Source organism: Bacteroidia bacterium (assembly GCA_041391665.1).
Classification (GTDB): Bacteria; Bacteroidota; Bacteroidia; order J057; family J057; genus JAGQVA01.
This window is the reverse complement of record JAWKNO010000002.1, coordinates 1498650-1518603: the sequence shown is the minus strand read 5'-3', so window position 1 is coordinate 1518603 and position 19954 is coordinate 1498650. Positions and strand designations below refer to the sequence as shown.

General features: G+C 45.5%; 10 protein-coding genes. 4 read left to right on the top strand and 6 right to left on the bottom strand.

Annotation, left to right across the window (positions count from 1 at the left end; translation table 11 throughout):
• The first annotated feature begins 11 nt into the window (after positions 1–11).
• Positions 12–1280, top strand: coding sequence for a glycosyltransferase (locus R3D00_17930; protein MEZ4775069.1), 1269 nt, complete (start codon positions 12–14; stop codon positions 1278–1280).
• Here the strand turns inward: R3D00_17930 and R3D00_17925 are convergent.
• The 3 genes from R3D00_17925 to tsaD form a co-directional block, all read right to left on the bottom strand.
• Positions 1269–1691 (bottom strand): response regulator, encoded by a 423-nt coding sequence (locus tag R3D00_17925; GenBank protein ID MEZ4775068.1) that lies wholly within the window; start codon positions 1689–1691, stop codon positions 1269–1271. The two genes, R3D00_17930 and R3D00_17925, sit on opposite strands and share 12 nt — an antisense overlap.
• 89 nt (positions 1692–1780) lie before the next feature.
• Positions 1781–4315: a TonB-dependent receptor gene (locus R3D00_17920; protein MEZ4775067.1), complete on the bottom strand. Its 2535-nt coding sequence runs from the start codon at positions 4313–4315 to the stop codon at positions 1781–1783.
• Positions 4316–4365: 50 nt separating this feature from the next.
• Entirely contained in the window at positions 4366–5370 is a 1005-nt protein-coding gene (tsaD, locus tag R3D00_17915) for a tRNA (adenosine(37)-N6)-threonylcarbamoyltransferase complex transferase subunit TsaD (GenBank protein MEZ4775066.1), read from the bottom strand.
• Between the two features lie 124 nt (positions 5371–5494).
• Between tsaD and R3D00_17910 the strand changes: the two genes are divergently transcribed.
• Positions 5495–10009 (top strand): translocation/assembly module TamB domain-containing protein, encoded by a 4515-nt coding sequence (locus tag R3D00_17910; GenBank protein ID MEZ4775065.1) that lies wholly within the window; start codon positions 5495–5497, stop codon positions 10007–10009.
• 61 nt (positions 10010–10070) lie between these two features.
• On the opposite strand, the gene R3D00_17905 is transcribed toward R3D00_17910, so the two are convergent.
• Positions 10071–12920: a M4 family metallopeptidase gene (locus tag R3D00_17905; protein ID MEZ4775064.1), complete on the bottom strand. Its 2850-nt coding sequence runs from the start codon at positions 12918–12920 to the stop codon at positions 10071–10073.
• Positions 12921–13202: 282 nt separating this feature from the next.
• On the opposite strand from R3D00_17905, the gene R3D00_17900 reads away from it, so the two are divergent.
• A complete protein-coding gene (locus R3D00_17900; protein MEZ4775063.1) occupies positions 13203–14051 on the top strand; it encodes a universal stress protein in 849 nt (282 codons plus the stop codon).
• Between the two features lie 54 nt (positions 14052–14105).
• Here the strand turns inward: R3D00_17900 and R3D00_17895 are convergent, their stop codons facing one another.
• The gene (locus R3D00_17895; protein ID MEZ4775062.1) at positions 14106–14786 is read right to left on the bottom strand and encodes a rhomboid family intramembrane serine protease; all 681 of its coding nucleotides are present in this window, start codon (positions 14784–14786) and stop codon (positions 14106–14108) included.
• A gap of 84 nt (positions 14787–14870) precedes the next feature.
• Here R3D00_17895 and R3D00_17890 point away from each other — a divergent pair, with 84 nt between their 5' ends.
• Positions 14871–16613 carry an ABC transporter ATP-binding protein gene (locus tag R3D00_17890; GenBank protein ID MEZ4775061.1) on the top strand — a complete coding sequence of 581 codons (1743 nt, stop codon included), beginning with the start codon at positions 14871–14873 and terminating at the stop codon, positions 16611–16613.
• Positions 16614–16665: 52 nt separating this feature from the next.
• Here R3D00_17890 and R3D00_17885 read toward each other — a convergent pair whose 3' ends face one another.
• Entirely contained in the window at positions 16666–19701 is a 3036-nt protein-coding gene (locus tag R3D00_17885; protein MEZ4775060.1) for a T9SS type A sorting domain-containing protein, read from the bottom strand.
• Positions 19702–19954 lie beyond the last annotated feature (253 nt).

Genomic DNA, 19954 nt, shown 5'->3' with positions numbered 1-19954 from the left:
AACTGAATAAAATGAGAAAAATTGTTTGTTTTGGGCCAGGCCCAATGTTCAAGGGCGGAATTTCCAATTACAATACCTCTCTGGCAAAAGCGCTGGATCAACTTCCCGATACGGAGGTTCATATTGTATCCTGGACCCAGCAATATCCGGCGATTATTCCCCGTGATTTTGTGGACAGATCCAGTAAAGAGTCGTTTCTGGAAGGCACGGATATTAAGGTTACGTATCTGACAAATTACAACCGGCCCGGAACCTGGCGGGCTACCTGGAAATTTATCCGCGACCTGAATCCCGATATGGTTGTATTTCAGTGGGCAATTGCCCTGCAGGGTTTGCCTATGGGGAGAATCGCCCGAATGCTGAAAAAGCATACAGATATTGAAATTGTGTTTGATGTGCATGTGCTGGTGCAAAAAGAAGCGAGTGTGCTGGATAAATTTTTTACCCGCTATGGGCTGAAAATTGCCGATACCTTTATCGCTCATGCATATACTACCGCGGGAGAATTGCAAAGTACCTTTCCCAACGAAAAATTTATTGTAAACGAAACCGGACAAAGAGATACGGCCGGCGGTAAAACAATCATTAAACTGTATCACCCGGTATATAACTTATTCTCACCAGACCCCAGGTTTGATGTAGAAGGAATGAAAGCAAAACTTGGCTTGCAGCCCAATGTCTTTTTATTTTTTGGTTTTATCCGGAAATACAAAGGGCTTCACCATGTCATTCCGGCATTTGCGAAAGCGCTGAAACAAAGAAGCGATATTTCTCTGTTGATTGTAGGGGAATCATTTTGGCAGACGCTTGATCAGAAAAACTTCTCGACCCGGGTGAAGAACTTTCTTTTTGGCGCTGCAAAAAAACTTTTCCTCCGAAAGTCGGATGATGAGCGCAATTACAATCCGCTTGCACTCATTGAAGCATTGGGCATTGGCGATCATTGTGTGGTGGTAAATGAATTTGTGCCCAATGAAAAAGTCCATCAGTATTTTCAAATCAGCGACGCTATTCTGACTTATTATATGACAGCTACCCCTTCAGGGGTGGAGTCGCTGGCCTACAATTTCCAAATGCCCGTACTTGCAACAAGGGTCGGGCATTTTCCTGAAACTATTACCGATGGATATAATGGATATATGGCTGAGCCTGAGGATATTGATTCAATGGCGGCTGTGATGTTGAAATTTTTGGATAAACCGATTCCCCGTGAAAATGTGGCGGCATCTGCCTCAGAGATGAGCTGGTACAACTACGCATCTGCCGTTTTACACCGGTAGTGAGTTTTTGTTGTCGATATTTAATGTTTCTATGGCTTTCCTTAAAACTAAGACAAAGTCATTGTAATTCATGGGTTTCATGGCATAAAACCCCGGCTTGTTTTCTTCAACAATTCGTCTGTCCTCCGCCCGGTTGGAAGTGGAGATGACGATGGCTGGAATATTTTTCGTTGTATGGATTCTTCGGATATGTTCAAGAACCAACTTCCCATGGACTTTTGGTAGATTCAGGTCAATAAAAAAGAGATCTGGAACAGAAACAATGCCTGTTTCCATTTCATCTACCATCGATATAGCAAGTGCACCGTCCGTGGCGACATCCATTTGAAATTCCCGCCCAATAATCTCCTTTAGTGCTTCTCTTGTAAGTACGACGTCCCCCGGATTGTCTTCGACCAAAAATATTCTCATTGTATTATCCCTATCATTAGACGTCTGTCAGGGTTTACGTTTACAAAAAGTACGAATCAATTTTGGTTTGCTTATAACCATGTAAGAAATTAACGGAATTTGATAATAATACGGGCATTGAGCAACCGTGCTGAAAGATGATTGGGAACGGCAAAAGCCCGGTTTTGCAAATCTTTTATCCATACATAGGAAACAGTATTTTCACGCTGAAGCAGATTGAAAATCTCGACAGTTGCCCAGATGGACTCTACGCCTTTTTTATTATTTCGTTCTCCCCCGGTGATAAATGAAATGAGTTTGCTAAAACCTATATCCACACGATGGTAAGCGGGGAAATCGTAAAAGGTGCGCAAATCAAAATTATTGGGTGGTCCAAAACGCATACCACTTCCATATACATAACTCACATGGACTTTGTACGTGGGGTTGACCGGTAATTCATCCTGAAAATACATGGCGAAGGTAAAACGCTGATCTGTGGGGCGCGGAATATATCCTCGGTCATCGCCCTCAATATCCTCTGCCGTTTTCAGCAAACCTACACTTACCCATGAATCAATCCCTTTGATAAACTCTCCATTGAGCCGGGCGTCGATCCCCATGGCATATCCGTCGGCAATCTGGTCGGGATAATAGCGAATCCGGACATTTTGGACTTCATAAGGGATAAGATTGTACAATCGTTTATAGTAAGCTTCAGAAAACAGGCGGAAAGGTCTGTTCCATGCATAAAACCGGTAATCCATCCCGGCAATGAAGTGAAGCGAGCTCTGCGCCCTCAGGTTGGTATTGACTGTCCCGTCGAGCCTGCGAAATTCTCTGTAAAAGGGAGGCTGTTGATAAAGACCGCTTGCCAATCTGAACCGCAATTGTGTTTCTCCGTTTTTTTCCTCCATAGCCTTAATCAGCAACTGCACCCGTGGGCTAAACATCCACCGGTCGATTTGGTCATAATAGAGCAATCTTGATCCACTGATCAGGGTGATTTGGGGGGTGAGCAGCCATTCGTGCTGTAAATAGGCCTTATACAGATTGTTCTCCAGGGTGATTTTACCGCGAATATATTCGTCCAGCCCAAACTGACCGGTAGAATCAACCAGATAACCGGCCGAGTCGAGTGCCGAATATTCTTTCACATCGTCATTAATGATTTGATGTTGATATTTCAGGCCAAACAACAAGCGGTGGGTCGCACTATTGTTGTTGGTCCAGCGGCCGTTGGTTTCTGCACTGAATACAAATGCGTCAAGATAGTTTCGGGCATGCCGAAACTGTGTGCCGATGCCCAGATCAAACTCTGTTTCGTTAAACTCGTCGGAACCGAAATTGGTGTTTACTTCACCGAGCAGATAACCGCCTTCGACATCAAATAATTCGCTTTCTTCGGTTTTAAAACCCGTGACAATATAATTAAACTGAAGTCGCGTATGGGGTTTGTATTCAGCCATAAGTGCCCCCAGTCCGGTAGTATAGGAACTGATTTCCCGCCCTTCAAAGGCCACTCTTAGCCGGAAAGCCTGCTGAATAGTGCCGAAAGTGGTTTCTTGCCCGGTTGGATCAAACCGATACTGATTTTGGGTGACAGCAAAAAAAGAAGTGAAGGTAAGTTTTTCGTTGGGGTAATAGAGGACATCTGTCGTATCTCCATTGACAACTGTGTACCGGGGTTTATAATATTTGGATTTGGGCGTAAAGGTAAACATCCCCTGATAATCAAGATAGCTGGGGCGATAATCCCCCCTGGTTTCAAGACTATTGAGTAAATAGGACATCGAAAAACGGCGCGCGCCCATAAGCCAGGTAAAACGGCCGGGTTTTGCAGGATCTTTTTTATTCCTGCTTATTCCTTCCGCATGGAGATTTGTGCTGATGATGCCAATTTCGGCGGTTCCTCTAAAATCTTTAGGGCGGCGGTAATCGATATCAAGCACGGAAGACATTTTGTCTCCATATTCTGCGCCAAAACCTCCTGTGCTAAATTTTAGTCCCTGGGCCATACTTGCGTTGGAAAAGCCCAAGCCTTCCTGCTGACCCGAACGGGTAAGAAAGGGGCGGTAGATTTCGATTCCGTTGACATACACGAGGTTCTCATCATAATTCCCGCCTCGCACCTGATACTGTGAGGTAAATTCGGAGGTGGTGGCGACTCCCGGCTGGTATTTGGTAAAAGCTTCCACACTGGGCGCTACGGATGGCATTTCCAGCAATTTTTCCATTTTAATGGGAGATACCAGCATCGCGCTGCGATCATCGATACTGGTGGGGGCCTTTTCTCCGATGATTTCTACATCTGCAACAGCCCGGGAAATCATCTTAACCGGACGGTCGTAAACCCGTCCGTCAGCGACTTCCTGTTCCAGAACCGCATTGATATAGGCAACATGTGAAAACTGGATCCGGTACACACGGCCGGAGGGAAGTTTCAGAGAGTAATTGCCCTCCGCATCGCTTCGAATCTTCACTTCCGGCTGAAAATCCAGCACGACAATGGAAACATCTGAAATCGGGTCATTGTTGGGGTCTTTTACTTTCCCCTTAATCACGCCCGTTTGCCCAATTGCCAAACCCGGAAGAAGGGCCAGCAGGGTAGCAAGAAAATATATTCGGAATAGACTCAGCTTCATTGCCGGTAAATATAGTTCAATCCGGGAAAGGAATTCAGGTAATTATTCTATCACTCTTTCCCTTCTCTGGTAAATGGAATTGCTTTTAAATCTGTAAAATCACCGGAAAGAAACTTGAAGTGCCCGGCAATAGCAATCATGCCCGCATTGTCTGTGCAGTATTCAAATGCAGGTATGTGTGCAGTCCATCCTTCTTTCCTGCACATGGTTTCAAATCTTCTCCTGAGTTCGGAGTTGGCAGAAACTCCTCCTGCAATGGCCAGATGCTTAACCCCAAAATCTTTGGCTGCAAGGTGGAATTTTTCCAGCAAAATACTCACAATTTTATCCTGATAACTGGCACAAAGATCTTCCAGACGCTCCTGCAAAAAGGAAGGGTTTTCTTTCAAATGATCTCTGATCAGGTATAGTATGGAAGTTTTCAGCCCGCTGAAGCTAAATTCATACCTTCCGATATCCGGGCGGGGGAAAGAAAACGCTTTTGGGTTTCCGGAACTGGCATACTTGTCGATCAGCGGTCCGCCAGGGTAGGGAAGTCCCATGATTTTTGCGGCTTTGTCAAAGGCTTCTCCAGCGGCATCGTCGATAGTTTTACCGATGATCTCCATATCCTGGTGGCTGCGCACAAGTACAAGCTGGGTATGCCCGCCTGATACGGTCAGGCACAGGAAGGGAAATTCGGGCGGATTGTCAGAAATGAAATTTGCCAGTACATGCGCCTGCATATGATTTACCTCAATGAGGGGCAAATTCAGGCCGTAGGCCAGAGATTTTGCAAAACATGTCCCAACCAGCAGCGCCCCAAGTAGTCCCGGGCCCCGGGTAAAAGCAATGGCGTCCAGTTCCTGAAGGGAGATTTTTGCCGTTGAAAGTGATTGTTGCACTACCCGGATGATTTGTTGCTGGTGTAGCCGGGAGGCAAGTTCTGGTACGACGCCCCCATACTCGCTATGAGCGAGTTGTGAGCTGATCAGATTCACCAATATACGGCCGTCGCGAATGACGGCGGATGAAGTTTCATCACAGGAAGATTCTATGGCAAGAATAATCGGCATTATGCCCCAAAATTATAAATATCTGCGGATATTGCAGTTAAAATCCACTTTTCACCGAAATCTTTGTCTTTATTCCATCGTTGAACACAATGGGAATGTATATTCGTAGTTTTAAGGTTTTGATTTGAAGAAATCTTTTTGGAAAATATTGAGGTATGTGGCAGGGGGAGTGGGCCTCTTTGTAATGCTGTTTCTCGGCCTTAGTATGCTTGTGTCTTTTCCCAGGGTACAAACCTGGCTGGTCATGCACACACAAGGGTATATGTCAGAGTACCTGGGCACCCGTGTGCAGATTGAAAAAGTCAGCATGGCTTTTCCCTATAAAGGTGTGTTTGAAAGTGTTTCTGTTGAAGATTGCCAGGGGTTGCCTTTGGTAAAAATTGAAAGACTGAAAGTGAATATGCTTAGTTTTTCTCTGTGGAATGTTTTCTTCAAACCAACAGAAACCAAACGGTTTAAAATCAGTGGGGTAGATCTGATAGGCCCCGAAATCTTTCTTTCCAGAACGCGGGCAGATAGTCTCTTTAATCTAAACTGTATTCTGGAAAATTTCCTCTCCAATGATACCACTGACGTAGAAAAGTCAGGCTTTGTCATAGATATTGCCGCTGTTCATATTGAAAATGGCCAATTTATTTTTGCTGATTCTACGGCGGAGGATTTTGACTCATTGTACGCCGACCGGATCAATCTGCGCCATATCCAACTGGATTCTATTGAAACCGATTTTTCCCTTTTACTGGAATCAACCGGAAAAGTGGAAATGTACCTCAATCAGATTTCTGCAATTGAAAACTTTACCGGACTTAAACTAGAGCATTTTAGCACCTTCCTGGTCACTGGCGAAAAGCCTGATCCGGCAGACCTTTCCGGAGATGTTCCCTTTGTGGAGTTGTCTGACCTCTCCCTGAAAACGGGCAATACCTGGATTAAGGGAGATATATGGTTCCCCAACACTACTTTCCGCCAACTGATTGACCGTGATTTTAACGAAAATTTTGAAATCAAATTAAAGGATTCCCGGTTGGAGGTAGCGCTGGTAAACTATTTTATTTCCAACCCATTGCCGCTTTCGGGAGTTATCAGGGGGGAAGGGCAGGTGAATGGAAACCGCAATGAAATTCACGCACGTGGATTTTTTGCCAGATATCTCAACCAAACGCGTGTACGTGCAGATATAGACTTATTGGGATATCTTGATCCGGATAAAGCTTCTATCGATATCAGGGTTCAGGAAAGCCGGATATTTTTGCCCGAAATAGAGGCGCTCCTTCCTTCTGTCAAACTCCCCAATATGCTCAAGACACTTCAGACACTTTCTATGACTGGTAGTCTTAAAGGGGGATTTTATGACTTTCTCATTAATGCAAAAACGGCCACTGATCTGGGGGCTGTGAATGGAAATCTCCATATAAAATTGCCGCCTGTAGTAAGAGTACTTACGTATGAGGGATTTGTTACCACGAAGGAACTGGATGTGGATAAGTTGTCATTGATAGATCAAAAAATATCCTCCCGACTAAATTTTGAGGGAAAAGTCAAAGGAAAAGGCCTGAGTTTAGATGATATAGACACTTATTTTGATGCCCGAATCACAGATTCTGATCTTATTGGATATTATGTGGACTCAATATATGGCGATGTGAAAGTTTCCGATCACATTTTGGCAGGCCATCTGATTGGCAGTGATGGTGAAGGGAGTGTGAATGTGCAGGTGGATTTGGATATGGCACAATCTCCGGCAGTCTATAAGGTAGATGGCGTGGTCAAAAATCTGAATCTTTGGCGTTACAAAATGTACACAGATACCATTATGGTCTCCGCTGATCTGCATGTGGATCTGAAGGGCGACTCTTTGGAGGAAATGAATGGGGAGTTGCGAATGTCACAGATGTCGCTATTCCGGCCTTCAGATTCTTCGGAAATCAGAGTCCCCGATCTGTTATTTACTTCTGATCAAAACCGCTATAATTATAAATACATCAATCTGAAAAGCAGTATCCTCGATGCAGATATTGCCGGAGATTTTTCCATCAAAAATGCCCTGGCGCTTACCCGAAGGCTGGGGTATGAGAGTTCCCTCTATTTTGCCAATGATGACAGTCTGATTCAGGCCTACTATGCCGGGAAAATCACAGACTCTACAGAAACAGATATGCGTTTTGGCATTGCTACAAGAGATAGTATCAATCAAATATTCACCTTCCTCAATCAACCTATTTTTATTTCTCCGGGTTCCTCTATATTAGGCCAGCTGCAATTCAGTAAATATGACCAGGCATTGATATCTCTCGATATCGATTCTGTTTATTATCATCAGGTAGCAGCGGAAAACATCCGGGCAGACCTCAATCTCCTAAAACAAAGTGATAAAAACCAGTTGAATATTGCCGGGGGGATTTATAGCGATACAGTCAAAATTGGACCAGATCTTAGCTTTGATCAGGTTTCGCTCGATTTACAGGGTAAACAGGATACGCTTTCAGCAGATCTTACCGCTAAACAACATCTTCAGGACAACGATTTCCGGTTAAAACTGATTGCAGGATTTTTTCCCGGAGGAAGAATTGAGGCCAGTATTGACCCGGTCTCTTCCCGATTGGTGGTAAGAGGGCAGGAACTCCAGTTTAATAATGGGCACAAATTTATCTATGACCAGAAATCACTCGATATCAGAAACCTGATGCTGGAAGATGAGAATAGCTACCTGCGACTTGATGGGGTAGTTTCTGCGGATATTAATTCTGTGCTGAATATAGATTTAGGGCAATTGGAAATAAATGCCATCAACGATTTTTACCCTTTACCATTTTCTCCTTCAGGGAAGATTAGCGCAGACGTTGCTTTGCACCATGTATTGGATGATCCGGGTTTTGATGGCTTATTTAAAGTTGAGCAATTCCAACTGGATGGATTTGACTACGGAGAGGTGTTTGTCAATTCAGACTGGCTGCAATCCCAGGGTGATCTTCATCTACGTGCCAATCTGATCGCTGAAGGCGACACTACCCTGACTTTAGTCGGAAAATACGCTTTCCCGGACTCCATTGCACCGATTGATTTTAATCTGATCACGCAAAGTGGATTCCCGCTCGATTATATTTATCCTTTCGTAAAAACCCAGTTATTTGAAATAAAAGGGAACGTCGAGCTGGAAGAATTTACCATCAGAGGGAATGTCAAAAACCTGAAAGTCAATGGGATTGGCCATTTTGAAGAAGCTGGATTCGGGGTGGAGTATTTCCAGACCCGCTATTCCTTTGATGGGAAGATATATTTCGACAACGACCGGATCACATTTCCCCGCATTACCCTGTATGACCCCGAACGCAATCATGCTGATTTTCACGGGGTTATTCGACACAGAGGGTTACGTGAATTTGAGTTTGACCTGCAGCTTGATCAGGTTAAAAATTTTCTGGTCATGAATACAGGTAAAGAAGACAATGATCTCTTTTACGGTACGATGTATGTCAAAAATGGCATTGCTGATATTACCGGAAACCTCGAAAAGCTCACCATACAGGCCATTGCCTCTTCTGGTCCTAAAAGCCGTTTGCGTATTCCCATCTCCTATGAAGACGATCTGGGAAAGCCGGAATTTGTGCATTTTACGACAGACAAATTGTATGAACAGGGCAAAATCAAAACCGGACTTCAGGGATTCGAACTGAATCTCACCGCCATCGCCACAGAAGATATTCAGATAGACCTCATTTTTGACGAAAAAGTGGGCGATATCATGCAGGGAAGAGGGGAAGGTGTGCTTAATCTCAAAGTTACCGAAGATGGGGAATTTACCATGTTTGGTGATTATGAAGTAAAACGCGGTGAATACTTGTTTACCGCCCAAAACGTCCTGAATAAAAAATTTCAGGTAAAACCCGGAGGCATGATCAAATGGACAGGGGACCCATTTGGCGCAGAACTGAACATTGACGCGATTTATGCATTGAATGCAGACATCAAAGATCTGTTGCGGGAAGATCGCTCGATCCGTGTTCCGGTTCAGGTACTGATGCATCTGCAAGGTTTGCTGCTGCAACCCGAAATTCAGCTGTCGATCAACTTACCCAATCTTTCGGAGCAGGGGATATCTCAGATCGCCTCCTACCTGAAAAATATCGAGTACGATGAGCAGGAACTCAATAAACAGGTATTCAGCCTGATGGTATTTAACCGCTTTGCCCCTACAGGCGGGCTCCTTGCTGAAAGTGGTGCGGGTACAGGTGTCACGACCAGTGTATCAGAATTGCTAAGTAATCAGCTCAATTATTGGCTTTCGCAGGTGATGAGCGATAAAGTAAGCGTCAACGTCAACACAACCAATTTTCAGGATGTGAACCTGCTGGTTTCCGCAAAGCTCTTTAATGACCGCGTTACGCTCGAGCGAGATGGAACGCTGGTCGGGCCCGGTTCCAATTTTGCATTGGGCAATATTAGTATGAACATCCGCCTTCTTCCCAAAAAAGGAGAAGAAGGACAGGTCGGAGCGAAGCCTACCGAGCTTGTACTTGAAGTCTTTAACCGGGAAAGCCTCGATCTTCGTCAGCAAAACAATACCAACAAAGCAGGTATTGGTATATTTTTTAAGAAGGACTTTGACAAACTCAGTGAGTTGATGAAAAAGTCGAAATAGCTTTTGTTGCAATCCGTGGGCAGAAATCCGGAGCTTCGGGAGCCTCTGCCACCGGATTTCTCTAATATTTGATAACTTTTTCGCTATAGACTTTTTCCCCGGAATTAATCTTTACGATATAGAGACCTGGAGAAAGCTGCCGGGTATCCAATTTTACCCGATCTGGTGAAACCGAGGTGGCGGTATGGGGTAAGCTTTTGCCCATGAGATCCAATATGCTGATATCAGCCGGGAAAACGCTGCCCTGATGAGTCTGGATGAAAATTTCGTCTGATGCCGGATTGGGAAACAGGCTAAAATAAGCAAGGCCTGCTTCCGGTTCGTTTGCGGTGAAAATTCCTTCCAGGCGGATATTGTCAATAAAAACCCGGTCACCGATTCCCTCAAAATCATCTGCTTTACGCCAGACAGCTTTGGATTCAAAACATAGCGGAAAAATCTGCCCTGCAAAATTGCCCAGGTCCAGGCTGTGGGTCATAAATGTATCCTGATCCTTTGTTTCGGGGCGATACCATGCCAGCGTAGTGCCGTTGGCCGTTACTTTGAGATTGTTGGCGTTTCTGCGCATCATGGAGTCTCGCAGGTTCCCAAACTCTGCACTAAACTTAGGCGCAAAAAAGTTTGAGTAATGTTGTTTCAGATCGAAGGAAAGGTTCATTTGATACATTTGCGAGGCGTCAACACAAATACAGGCCGCGCTGTAAAATGCCGGGTTGTAGTCAAATAAATCGATAGCCGGCCCTCCCCATAAAGGAAAAGATTCGACAAACCGGTAGTTAAATCCATAGCCGCCCTCCATTAAAATGCCCATACCTCCGCCATTTCCTGCCTCAGGGGAAATGCTGATTTCTGCTTCTTCACCGGCAACGAATGAGATGGAATCAATCCACGAACTGGTTTCAAAAGAAATCGTCTGTTCACCAAATGGAAATCTGCTTTTCACAATCATAGGCGGTGAAAGATCATTTGTTTTGTCAGGATCGGGAATATACAGGGTTCTGGCTGTGATTTCGTAATCTTTGGCCGGGCTCAGGTTGGCAGGAGTCGGAAAAGTAAGCGTTGCCGTCGATAACCCGGGAATGCCATTGGGAATGGCAATATTTTCTACCACAGTTGTCGCAGGGTCTTTGATAAAATACACCATTTGAAGATCACCGGCGGAGATATCGGTACAACCCCAATTCATGACAGTCACAGTGATCGGTTCTGCAGACCCGGGCAGACAGTCCGAAACCGGTTGAATTTCAATGACAGAAAGATCCTCATTGCGAACCGTGTCGCCGATGCCTACCGCGTACCAGGCATTCATCGTTTGTATCACTTCTTCTGAGCATTTTCCAAACAAATCCTCCGCAGCCCAGATCAATCCCTGCCGGGCATCGCTAAACTGCGCAGTGGGTGTCAGGTATGTGGTGAGATTTCTGTAAACAATCTGGGCGGCATGGTCGATGCCGACGCCATTGACCTGATAGGTTTTTCCTTTGTCATTTGTACCGGTTCCCCCTTCAGACAGAAGATAAAACCAATGGGTAAGCACATTGGCATTGGTATGGGCGCCGCCATTGTCCGGGTCGCCGGTTGCCCAGAAAGTACCCTTGTAGGTGTCAGGGTCGCCATAGGAATTGGGGTTGGCAAGGCTACGAATCGGGTTTCCTGACCGCTGCCCCATGATCCAGGAGAAGTTGGCGCTATCAGTATAATGCTCAACGGCTTTCCCGAAAATATCTGCATGCCCTTCATTTAATGCTCCCCCCTCGTCGATATAGACGAGGTTGCCTGCACTACTTCGGATGATGCCATGTGTTACTTCGTGGCCGACTACATCGATACTGGCGTGGGGGGATCCGTTATTGTCACCAAATCCTCCATAGGATACATTCCAGAATGCAGTGGAGGAAGCCGGCGCATCAAAATGGACATAAACAATCATCTTTGCACCATTGGCGTCATAGCTGTCCCGCTGGTATTTTTGGAAAAAATAGTCATACGTCATCTCGAGCCCCCAATGCACATCCGTGGCATATTCATCCCATTGGGGATTGATATTATTCCAATTATTGTCGTCATCTGTCATATCCACCGCAGTTGCCAGGTTGGTGGAGTTATTCAGATCGCGGACTTCAATTCCCTGACTGGCGCGGCTGAACTCCCGGAGCCGATAGCCGTTTTCGAAGGAATCTGCTACAATCGGGCGGGTTCCGTGGTATTTGGTTTCTGCTGTGCCGGGTTTGTCAGTCGTCTGGAGTGTGTTGAGCGACTTGATGACCGAACCATCCAAAGCATCGATGTAAATCAACTGAGAGCCATAGGGGAGGGCCGTAAAGACTTCCATTTTCCAGGCCAGCCGGTAAACGGGCGTTTCCCATTTAAAATCAGTATCTGTAAGCAATAATTCCGGCTGTGGATAAAATGTCGCAGAAGAATCATTTCTGATATCCCGGATCACCTGCGTAACACCCGGCCATTCCCACATATACTTCTCTGCACCGATGTGGGCAAGCGCCTGCTCAATCGCGGTTTCCGCTGAAATCTGTTGTACGGCATTTTCAACCTGAAGGGAAGGCAGGAATCCATTCGCTTTTTCTACCCGACCATTTCGCTCATGGGTAAATAAAACGGCAAACTCTACAGGTATTCCGGCATGGTAGAGTTGGAAACGGTTATGCAAAAATCCCTGTTCATCCCAGTTTGCATCAGTCCATTCCAGGGTTTCATCCTGCTTTTCGGTGAGGTGCTGAATGAGTTCACCTGAAGAAAGATTTATCCCCGGTTTGAGGATCATCCAATCATGGTTTTCTGAAGAAAGGAAAAGATTTTGTCCGGAAAGTTGTGGCCGTGCCTGGGCAGAAAGAAACACTGGCGTAAGAATCAGGACAAAATGTAAGTAGAAATGGAAAAGTTGACGTTTCATAACCAAATAAGCGAAGGTTTGTAGATTCAAATTCACAGGAAAATACAGAAAATACCAGATTTTCGGAGATACTTTCAACGGAAATTCCTCTTGAACCCGGATGTTAGGAAAATTAATGCTTTGTACCCAAAAAATCGCATTTCACTAGCATCTTTTAAATGCCCAATCACGTTAAATGGGTAAGTGGTTTCCCTGATATAAATCGATTTCGTAACTATTTTTAACCCGAAACAGTTGTATAAAAAAAATAAACAACTGTCATTCGAACAAACACAGACTTAGATGAAAAGAATCCTCGCCCCTGTTAATCTCCGCTCAGACTACGAAAATGTTTTGGGCTATGCAGCCTCAGTCGCTGTTAAATCCAGTGCTGTATTGACTGTTTTTTATGCAGGTGGTTCTCGGCTGTTGAAAAACAAAAATCAGCGAATATTCTCCTCTGATCTGGGGTCTGACACCATGATAGCGGAAATAAGAAATGAGTCTATTGCTTCAGCCGCAGCAAAAATCTGGGAATCCCTTGCCGCCCGCAATATTCAGTTTGAATTTAAATTTGGAGAAAGCAGCTCCATATACGAAATCGTTCGCGAAACACAATCGAATGCGTACGAACTGGTTATTATGGGAACCCATGCCTCGCCGGGATTAAGGGGCTACTTCCGTACAGCAATGGCTTCCAGATTGATTGAAGGCGTACATACCCCGGTTTTTATTGTTCCGGCCAAACGTGGTTTTGATGAAATACAGCATATTACCTATGCAGTGGATTTAACTGACTATGATTCAAATGTAATCAGCCAGGTAAAAGGCATCGCAGCAATGTTTGATGCAAAGCTGACGATTGTTCATGTCAACAGCCAGGAGCCTGCCGGTGGTAATGAAAAGTATCTCCATAGTTTGGAAAAAACGATCTCCGACACGCTCGATTATCCTAAGGTCTATTATAAGTTTTTTGACCATGCAGACCCGCTCAGCGGAATCAAAAAATTTGTAAATCAGAATAATATCAATCTTTTGGCGATGATCAACCGGAAAAAATTTTCCTGGAGGAATTTGTTCTCCAACCCGGGCTTCACGCGTGAAATGACCCGGGACGGATCCGTTCCGATCCTCGCTTTTCACAAGCATTAATTGTTAATTATATTCTCGCAGTAATAATTGGGCTGTTCCTGGTGAGCAGCCTTTTTATTTTGGGGGATACGTAAACCCATCCGGTGGAGGAAAAAGGGTACGATAATTCCACGGCTCAATGGCGTCTCTCGGCTCCTCTTCTTCAGACTCTTCTTCCCAATCATATGTTTTTCGCTGAGGTCCTGACTTTCGAAAGAAAAAGGCAACGATGGTTCCAACACAAGCGCCAAACAGATGTGATTCCCATGAAACGCCTTCCTGAATCGGCAATATCCCCCATACCGCACTTCCATAAAACAGGGCCACAATCAGAGCAATCGCCATCGATTGGGTTTCTTTTCGGAATACCCCGCTGAAAAACAGAAAAAATACCAGGGCATAAACCAATCCACTTGCCCCAATGTGAAAACTGGAACGCGCCGCGATCCAGACCCATATCCCGGTTCCCAGCCATAGAATGGACAGAACCTGCCCCGCAATCTTTTGGTAAAAGATGAATAACCCCGCAGAAAGTACAAAAATAGGAATGGAATTGGACGTGATATGCCCCAGGTCGCCGTGGATAAAAGGGGAGAGTACAATTCCCGGCAATCCCGCCAGTTTTCTGGGTAAAATCCCCAGAAAGGAAAAACTCTTTCCTGTGAGCCACTCTACCCCAAAAACCAGCCACATGCCGACTAAAATGATCGCAGGAACCGCCAATTGACGAAGCAGGGTTTTATGTTCGTTTTTCAAAATCAGTTTTTAGATATTACGAATATAAAAAAGTCTTCGTTGTTATTGCCTCACTTCGTAGTTTGCTGATCCAAAATCAGTAAAATGCCGGCTGAGTACATACTTGAAGTAAAAAATCTCTCTACAGAATTTCGAACACGCGAGGGAACCGTATCCGCAGTAAAGAATGTAAATTTCCACCTTGAAAAGGGAAAAACCCTGGGGATTGTAGGCGAGTCAGGTAGTGGAAAATCCGTTACTGCTTTGTCCATCATGAAATTGCTGCCCGATTATGCATTTACTCCGAATGGCGAAATCTTATTCTCAAACGGGGGTGATATACAAAAAAATCTGCTCCTGGCGTCTGCTGCTGATATGCAGAAAATCAGGGGGAATCAGATTTCCATGATTTTTCAGGAGCCAATGACTTCTCTTAACCCCGTTTTTTCCTGTGGAGAACAGGTAAGTGAAGTGCTGAGACTTCATAAACAACTTTCAAGAGAAGAAGCACACCAGCGGACACTGGAATTGTTTGACCAGGTAGAATTGCCCCGGAAAGAACAACTGTATCATGCCTATCCTCACCAGATTTCTGGTGGACAAAAACAGCGGGTCATGATCGCGATGGCGATGAGTTGTCATCCTGCCATATTGATTGCAGATGAACCGACCACCGCATTGGATGTAACGGTGCAGAAGAGCATTCTCCGCCTGATGGAACAGTTGCAGGCGCAATATGGAATGGCGATCATATTTATCACACATGACCTGGGTGTGGTAGGGGAAATTGCCGACGATGTATTGGTGATGTACAGAGGCGAAGCCGTAGAGAGAGGGGCAGTAGAGCAAATTTTCCAACACCCCAAACATTTGTACACGCAGGGTTTGCTTTCCTGTCGCCCCAATGCCAATATCCATATGCGGCGCTTGCGTACGGTGGAAGATTTTATGAATCACACCCAGTCCGTCATTGAACCGAAGAATCCGGATCGGCAGGTAACCATTCAGGAAAAATCCCCCCTGCTGGTTGTGGAAAATCTTGTCAAACACTATACCTCGAAGAAAGGCTTTTTTGCTACGAAAGAGCAAGTGGTAAAAGCGGTAGATGATGTGAGTCTGGTTGTCTATCCTGGCGAGACAGTCGGACTGGTAGGCGAATCAGGATGTGGAAAAACGACATTAGGCCGTACCATACTTCGTCTGATCGACCCTACGGGCGGGAAAGTCATATTTCAGGGAAAAGATCTGACTTCTTTGAGCCCGGCAGCGCTTCGGCCAATGCGCCGGGATATGCAAATTATTTTTCAAGACCCTTACAGTTCGCTCAATCCCCGGATTCCTGTGGGGGAAGCCATTATGGAGCCCATGACTGTACATGGCATTGGCGGTAATGCACGGGAGCGAAAGGCCCGCGCAGAAGAATTACTGGAGAAGGTGCAATTGTCCGCTTCCTTTTTTGACCGATACCCGCACCAGTTTTCCGGTGGTCAGCGGCAGCGGGTCTGTATCGCGCGCGCGTTGGCGGTAGATCCCCGGTTTATTATTTGTGATGAATCTGTATCGGCTTTGGATGTATCCGTGCAGGCACAGATTCTGAATCTGCTCAAAGACCTTCAGGATGCGCGCAATCTGACCTATATATTCATTTCCCATGATCTGAGTGTCATCCGGTTTATGAGCGACCGGATCCTGGTGATGAAAGAGGGAAAAATTGTAGAGCAGGGGCCTTCAGAAGCGTTGTATTTAAATCCACAGAATCCCTATACACAGAAATTGATTGATGCCGTGCCTCCCGGTACACCGGAGGCCATTCGTGCTGCCATGGAGCGGCGCCAAAAAAGAGTATAAAAAAAAGCTGCTTCCATTACAGAAGCAGCTTTTTTTATGGAATCACCGGAAACTACCGGATGATTATTTTTTGCGTAGCATAACCCAGTGAAGTAGTTACTTTCACCAGATAGATGCCGGAGGCGATGCCTGTCATGTGGAAGTCTTCTTCTACGAAAAGCACTTTTTCAGCATTTTTGGTAGCGATCACTTTTCCATTCAGGTCAATTACCTGTACGCTTACATTGTCGCGGTTTTGAAGCTCGAGGTTAAGGGTGAATGAACCGTTGTTTGGGTTCGGGAACAGGCTCATGGTGTTGATACCAGCTGCCAGTTCGCGGTCAATCGCGTCACTGCCGGTAATACAGTTTACCCCATTTCCAGCTACGCCTACTACAGCAGAGTCAGTGAACACACACCCTTTGGAATCGGTGATTTGCAGGTAGTAGGTACCACCGCAAAGACCAAAGATAAATTGGGTATTGGTGTTGTCTGTGAAACCATTAGGCCCGCTCCATGCGAGTGTATAAGGCGCTGTACCACCAGCAGGAGTTGCGGTGATATTACCAGTATAAACAGGAACGGCTGCGGAGTTAGGATTTGCATTGAGGGTAGCAGCAATTGGCGCTGGCTCAGCAACAGTGACATTTGCTGTAGTCGTACAGCTGTTGCCATCAGTTACTGTAACCGTATAGCTACCACCGGGAAGACCGGAAACAGAAGGCCCTGTATCACCGGAAGACCATGCGTAAGTCAATGCACCACTTCCACCGGAAGCACTGGCAGAAACAGAACCATTGGTATCACCATTACAATCTACGCCAGTAGCAGTAGCAGAAACGTTGATTGCTGCGGGTTCAGTGATGTTTACGGTGATGAAAGATTTACAGCCGTTTGCATCAGTTACGGTACAAGTATGGGTACCAGGTGCAAGTGCCAAAGCAGTTGCAGTGGTTTCACCATTGTCCCAAAGGTAGGTTTCACTTCCTGCACCACCGGTTGGTGTTACGGTAGCCGTACCGTCATTTGCTCCGTTACATGAAATATTTGCGGAAGCAGAAATGCTCAGCGTAGGCGCGTTGGCGTTGTTCAGAACAACAGATACCACTTCGCTACAACCCACTTCGTCGCTAATCACTACAGAGTAAATACCAGCAGCAAGACCAGTTGCAGTAGGCGTGGTTACACTACCTGCATTTGCACTCCATTCGTAAGAGTAAGCACCAACACCACCGGTAGGAGCAACAGCCAGAGCACCATCAGAAGTACCACAGTCAGGGCTTGTGACAGCCGGGTTACCTACGATTGGATTCTCTTTACAGTTGTAGAAGAATTGACCGGTATTTACGAAGTCGGTATTCTTATCAAACTGCACATCAGAGAAGTACCAGAAAGAAACTGGCAGTGTAGCAGAAGTTCCGGGAGGGCCCATATCCATGATCACAGTAGGCAGGGTGTACTTGGAAATTTTGTCATAAAGTGCGATAGAAGATACTCTCGGCATAAGTGCACGGGAAGCCCAGTTTGCATCATCACCTGTGCGGTTGATTGCATTGGTAATGGTGTTGTTATCCACATTATATGCTGCGGTGATCTGGTCAGGACGGGTATTGGAAGTGAAGTTGGCACTGTTACCTGTACTGTCAGTATCTGTCCATGAGAAGAATACTACGCTACCATCAGTAGAACGAGCGACCTGCATCCATGGGTCAATTCCTTCCAGCAGTTCAGAACCTGTAGGGTTGGCGGGGTCTCCGAAAGAGCCGCGGAAAGCAGTTTGTTTGCTGACATACAGCATGTTCCAGTCACCGTAGGAATCTTTCGTAAAGTCAAATACAAACAGACCCAACCCAGAGAAAATAGAATAGCCCGGGAAGTCATAAGTTCCGTCGCTATTGCTCAGCGATGCACTTCCCACAACAGCCAGTAAGTGAGGGTTTCCGTTTTTATCAACGGTGAGGTCAAAGTCAAAAGCAGAAGTAACGCGGTTTGAAATAGGTACAGTATCTCCGGTAATGGTATCGATGTCGATAAAGTACTGGTTGGTAGTATCGAGCAGACCGCGGTTGTAGTATTGGCTCATGTCAAACTGGACAAAGTTGCCCCAGTTTGCGCCGCCATCGGTAGTAGCAGCAAAACATGGAGACATTACAGAGTCAGCACCACCTACGAGGTCAGCAATCAGACCAACATAACCGGTCATACCGTCAGGGCTGAAAGCCATGTTCATGGAACCGGCACGGGTAGGTGAGCCATCAAAGCCGAGGTAATAGTTGGGTGAAAGAGTTGCAACGGTGCTCCAGGTCAAAGATTCTGTGGTATTGTCCCAAACACCTTTGTTCAGGATCACATCACTTCCAACGTTTGTACCATCCCAGGTAAAAGAAGCATACCACCATTCTCCGGGAACTCTTTCTGTAAGAGAGTAGGAGAAGTATTGGTTGCCAGCCTGGAAAGGATATATTTCCTGAGTAGAAACGGGTGTCGTCGTTAGATCTGTAACTGTACCGATTACGTTACCATCCCATCCGGAGCCGGCAGCTGTAAGTACAGGACCTACATAAGTCATAGCCAGATTGAGGGTATCGGGGTTTTGGCCGGGAGGCAGAAACAATCCCATGTTGGGATAACGGGAAGCCTGTGAATACGCAGTGTTAATTGGGCCAAGGCCATAACAACCACCGGGAGTTCCTACATTCCATGTTGTACCTCCATTGGTGGAGATGGAATAGCGATATTTCCCACTTTCACTACCTGTACCGCCACACTGATTGATATTTTGGCGATAGATAAATGCAACAGATCCACCGTTGAGCCCTACATCAGCAGCGACTCCTATCTGGTTGTTGTCTGGCAAAATGAATGTAAATGCATTGGACGCCTCACCGATTTTCGTCGCAGTGACAGCATCTGTAACAGTTGTTCCAAGCGGAATGCCCGTTGAGCCAGCGTTTGCGGGAAGGGTTGCCGACAGATCAATTTGTGCTGATCGATCAAACACCCGCACTTCTGTCTCAGACATCGCCTTTCGGTTGATTAGTTGTGCAGATTGCCCGTACATACTCGCCGTAGCAACCAACGCAACCATAATTGCGGATAATTTTCTCATAGTCTACCTACTTTTTAGACAGTTTTGGTTAAAGAATAACACGAAATTAAACAAATAATTCTGTTAACAAAAAAACTCAACCCTCAGAGATTTATCCGGGATTATCCGTTTTTTCTATACCAATACAATTTACAACATAAATACCCCAACAGGGATGGCGAAAATTTGAAGATGATTTTTCTCGTTTGAAATGACGATTTGCAGGTTACCGAATTTTCGGTATTATCATTATAAAATTATAATATAATAAATC

Excerpts from the sequence above, each read along its gene's own strand:
- R3D00_17900 (MEZ4775063.1), top strand. The coding sequence starts at position 13,203 with ATGAAAAGAATCCTCGCCCCTGTTAATCTCCGCTCAGACTACGAAAAT.
- R3D00_17930 (MEZ4775069.1), top strand. The coding sequence starts at position 12 with ATGAGAAAAATTGTTTGTTTTGGGCCAGGCCCAATGTTCAAGGGCGGA.
- R3D00_17925 (MEZ4775068.1), bottom strand. The coding sequence starts at position 1,691 with ATGAGAATATTTTTGGTCGAAGACAATCCGGGGGACGTCGTACTTACA.
- R3D00_17920 (MEZ4775067.1), bottom strand. The coding sequence starts at position 4,315 with ATGAAGCTGAGTCTATTCCGAATATATTTTCTTGCTACCCTGCTGGCC.
- R3D00_17890 (MEZ4775061.1), top strand. The coding sequence starts at position 14,871 with ATGCCGGCTGAGTACATACTTGAAGTAAAAAATCTCTCTACAGAATTT.
- R3D00_17885 (MEZ4775060.1), bottom strand. The coding sequence starts at position 19,701 with ATGAGAAAATTATCCGCAATTATGGTTGCGTTGGTTGCTACGGCGAGT.
- tsaD (MEZ4775066.1), bottom strand. The coding sequence starts at position 5,370 with ATGCCGATTATTCTTGCCATAGAATCTTCCTGTGATGAAACTTCATCC.
- R3D00_17905 (MEZ4775064.1), bottom strand. The coding sequence starts at position 12,920 with ATGAAACGTCAACTTTTCCATTTCTACTTACATTTTGTCCTGATTCTT.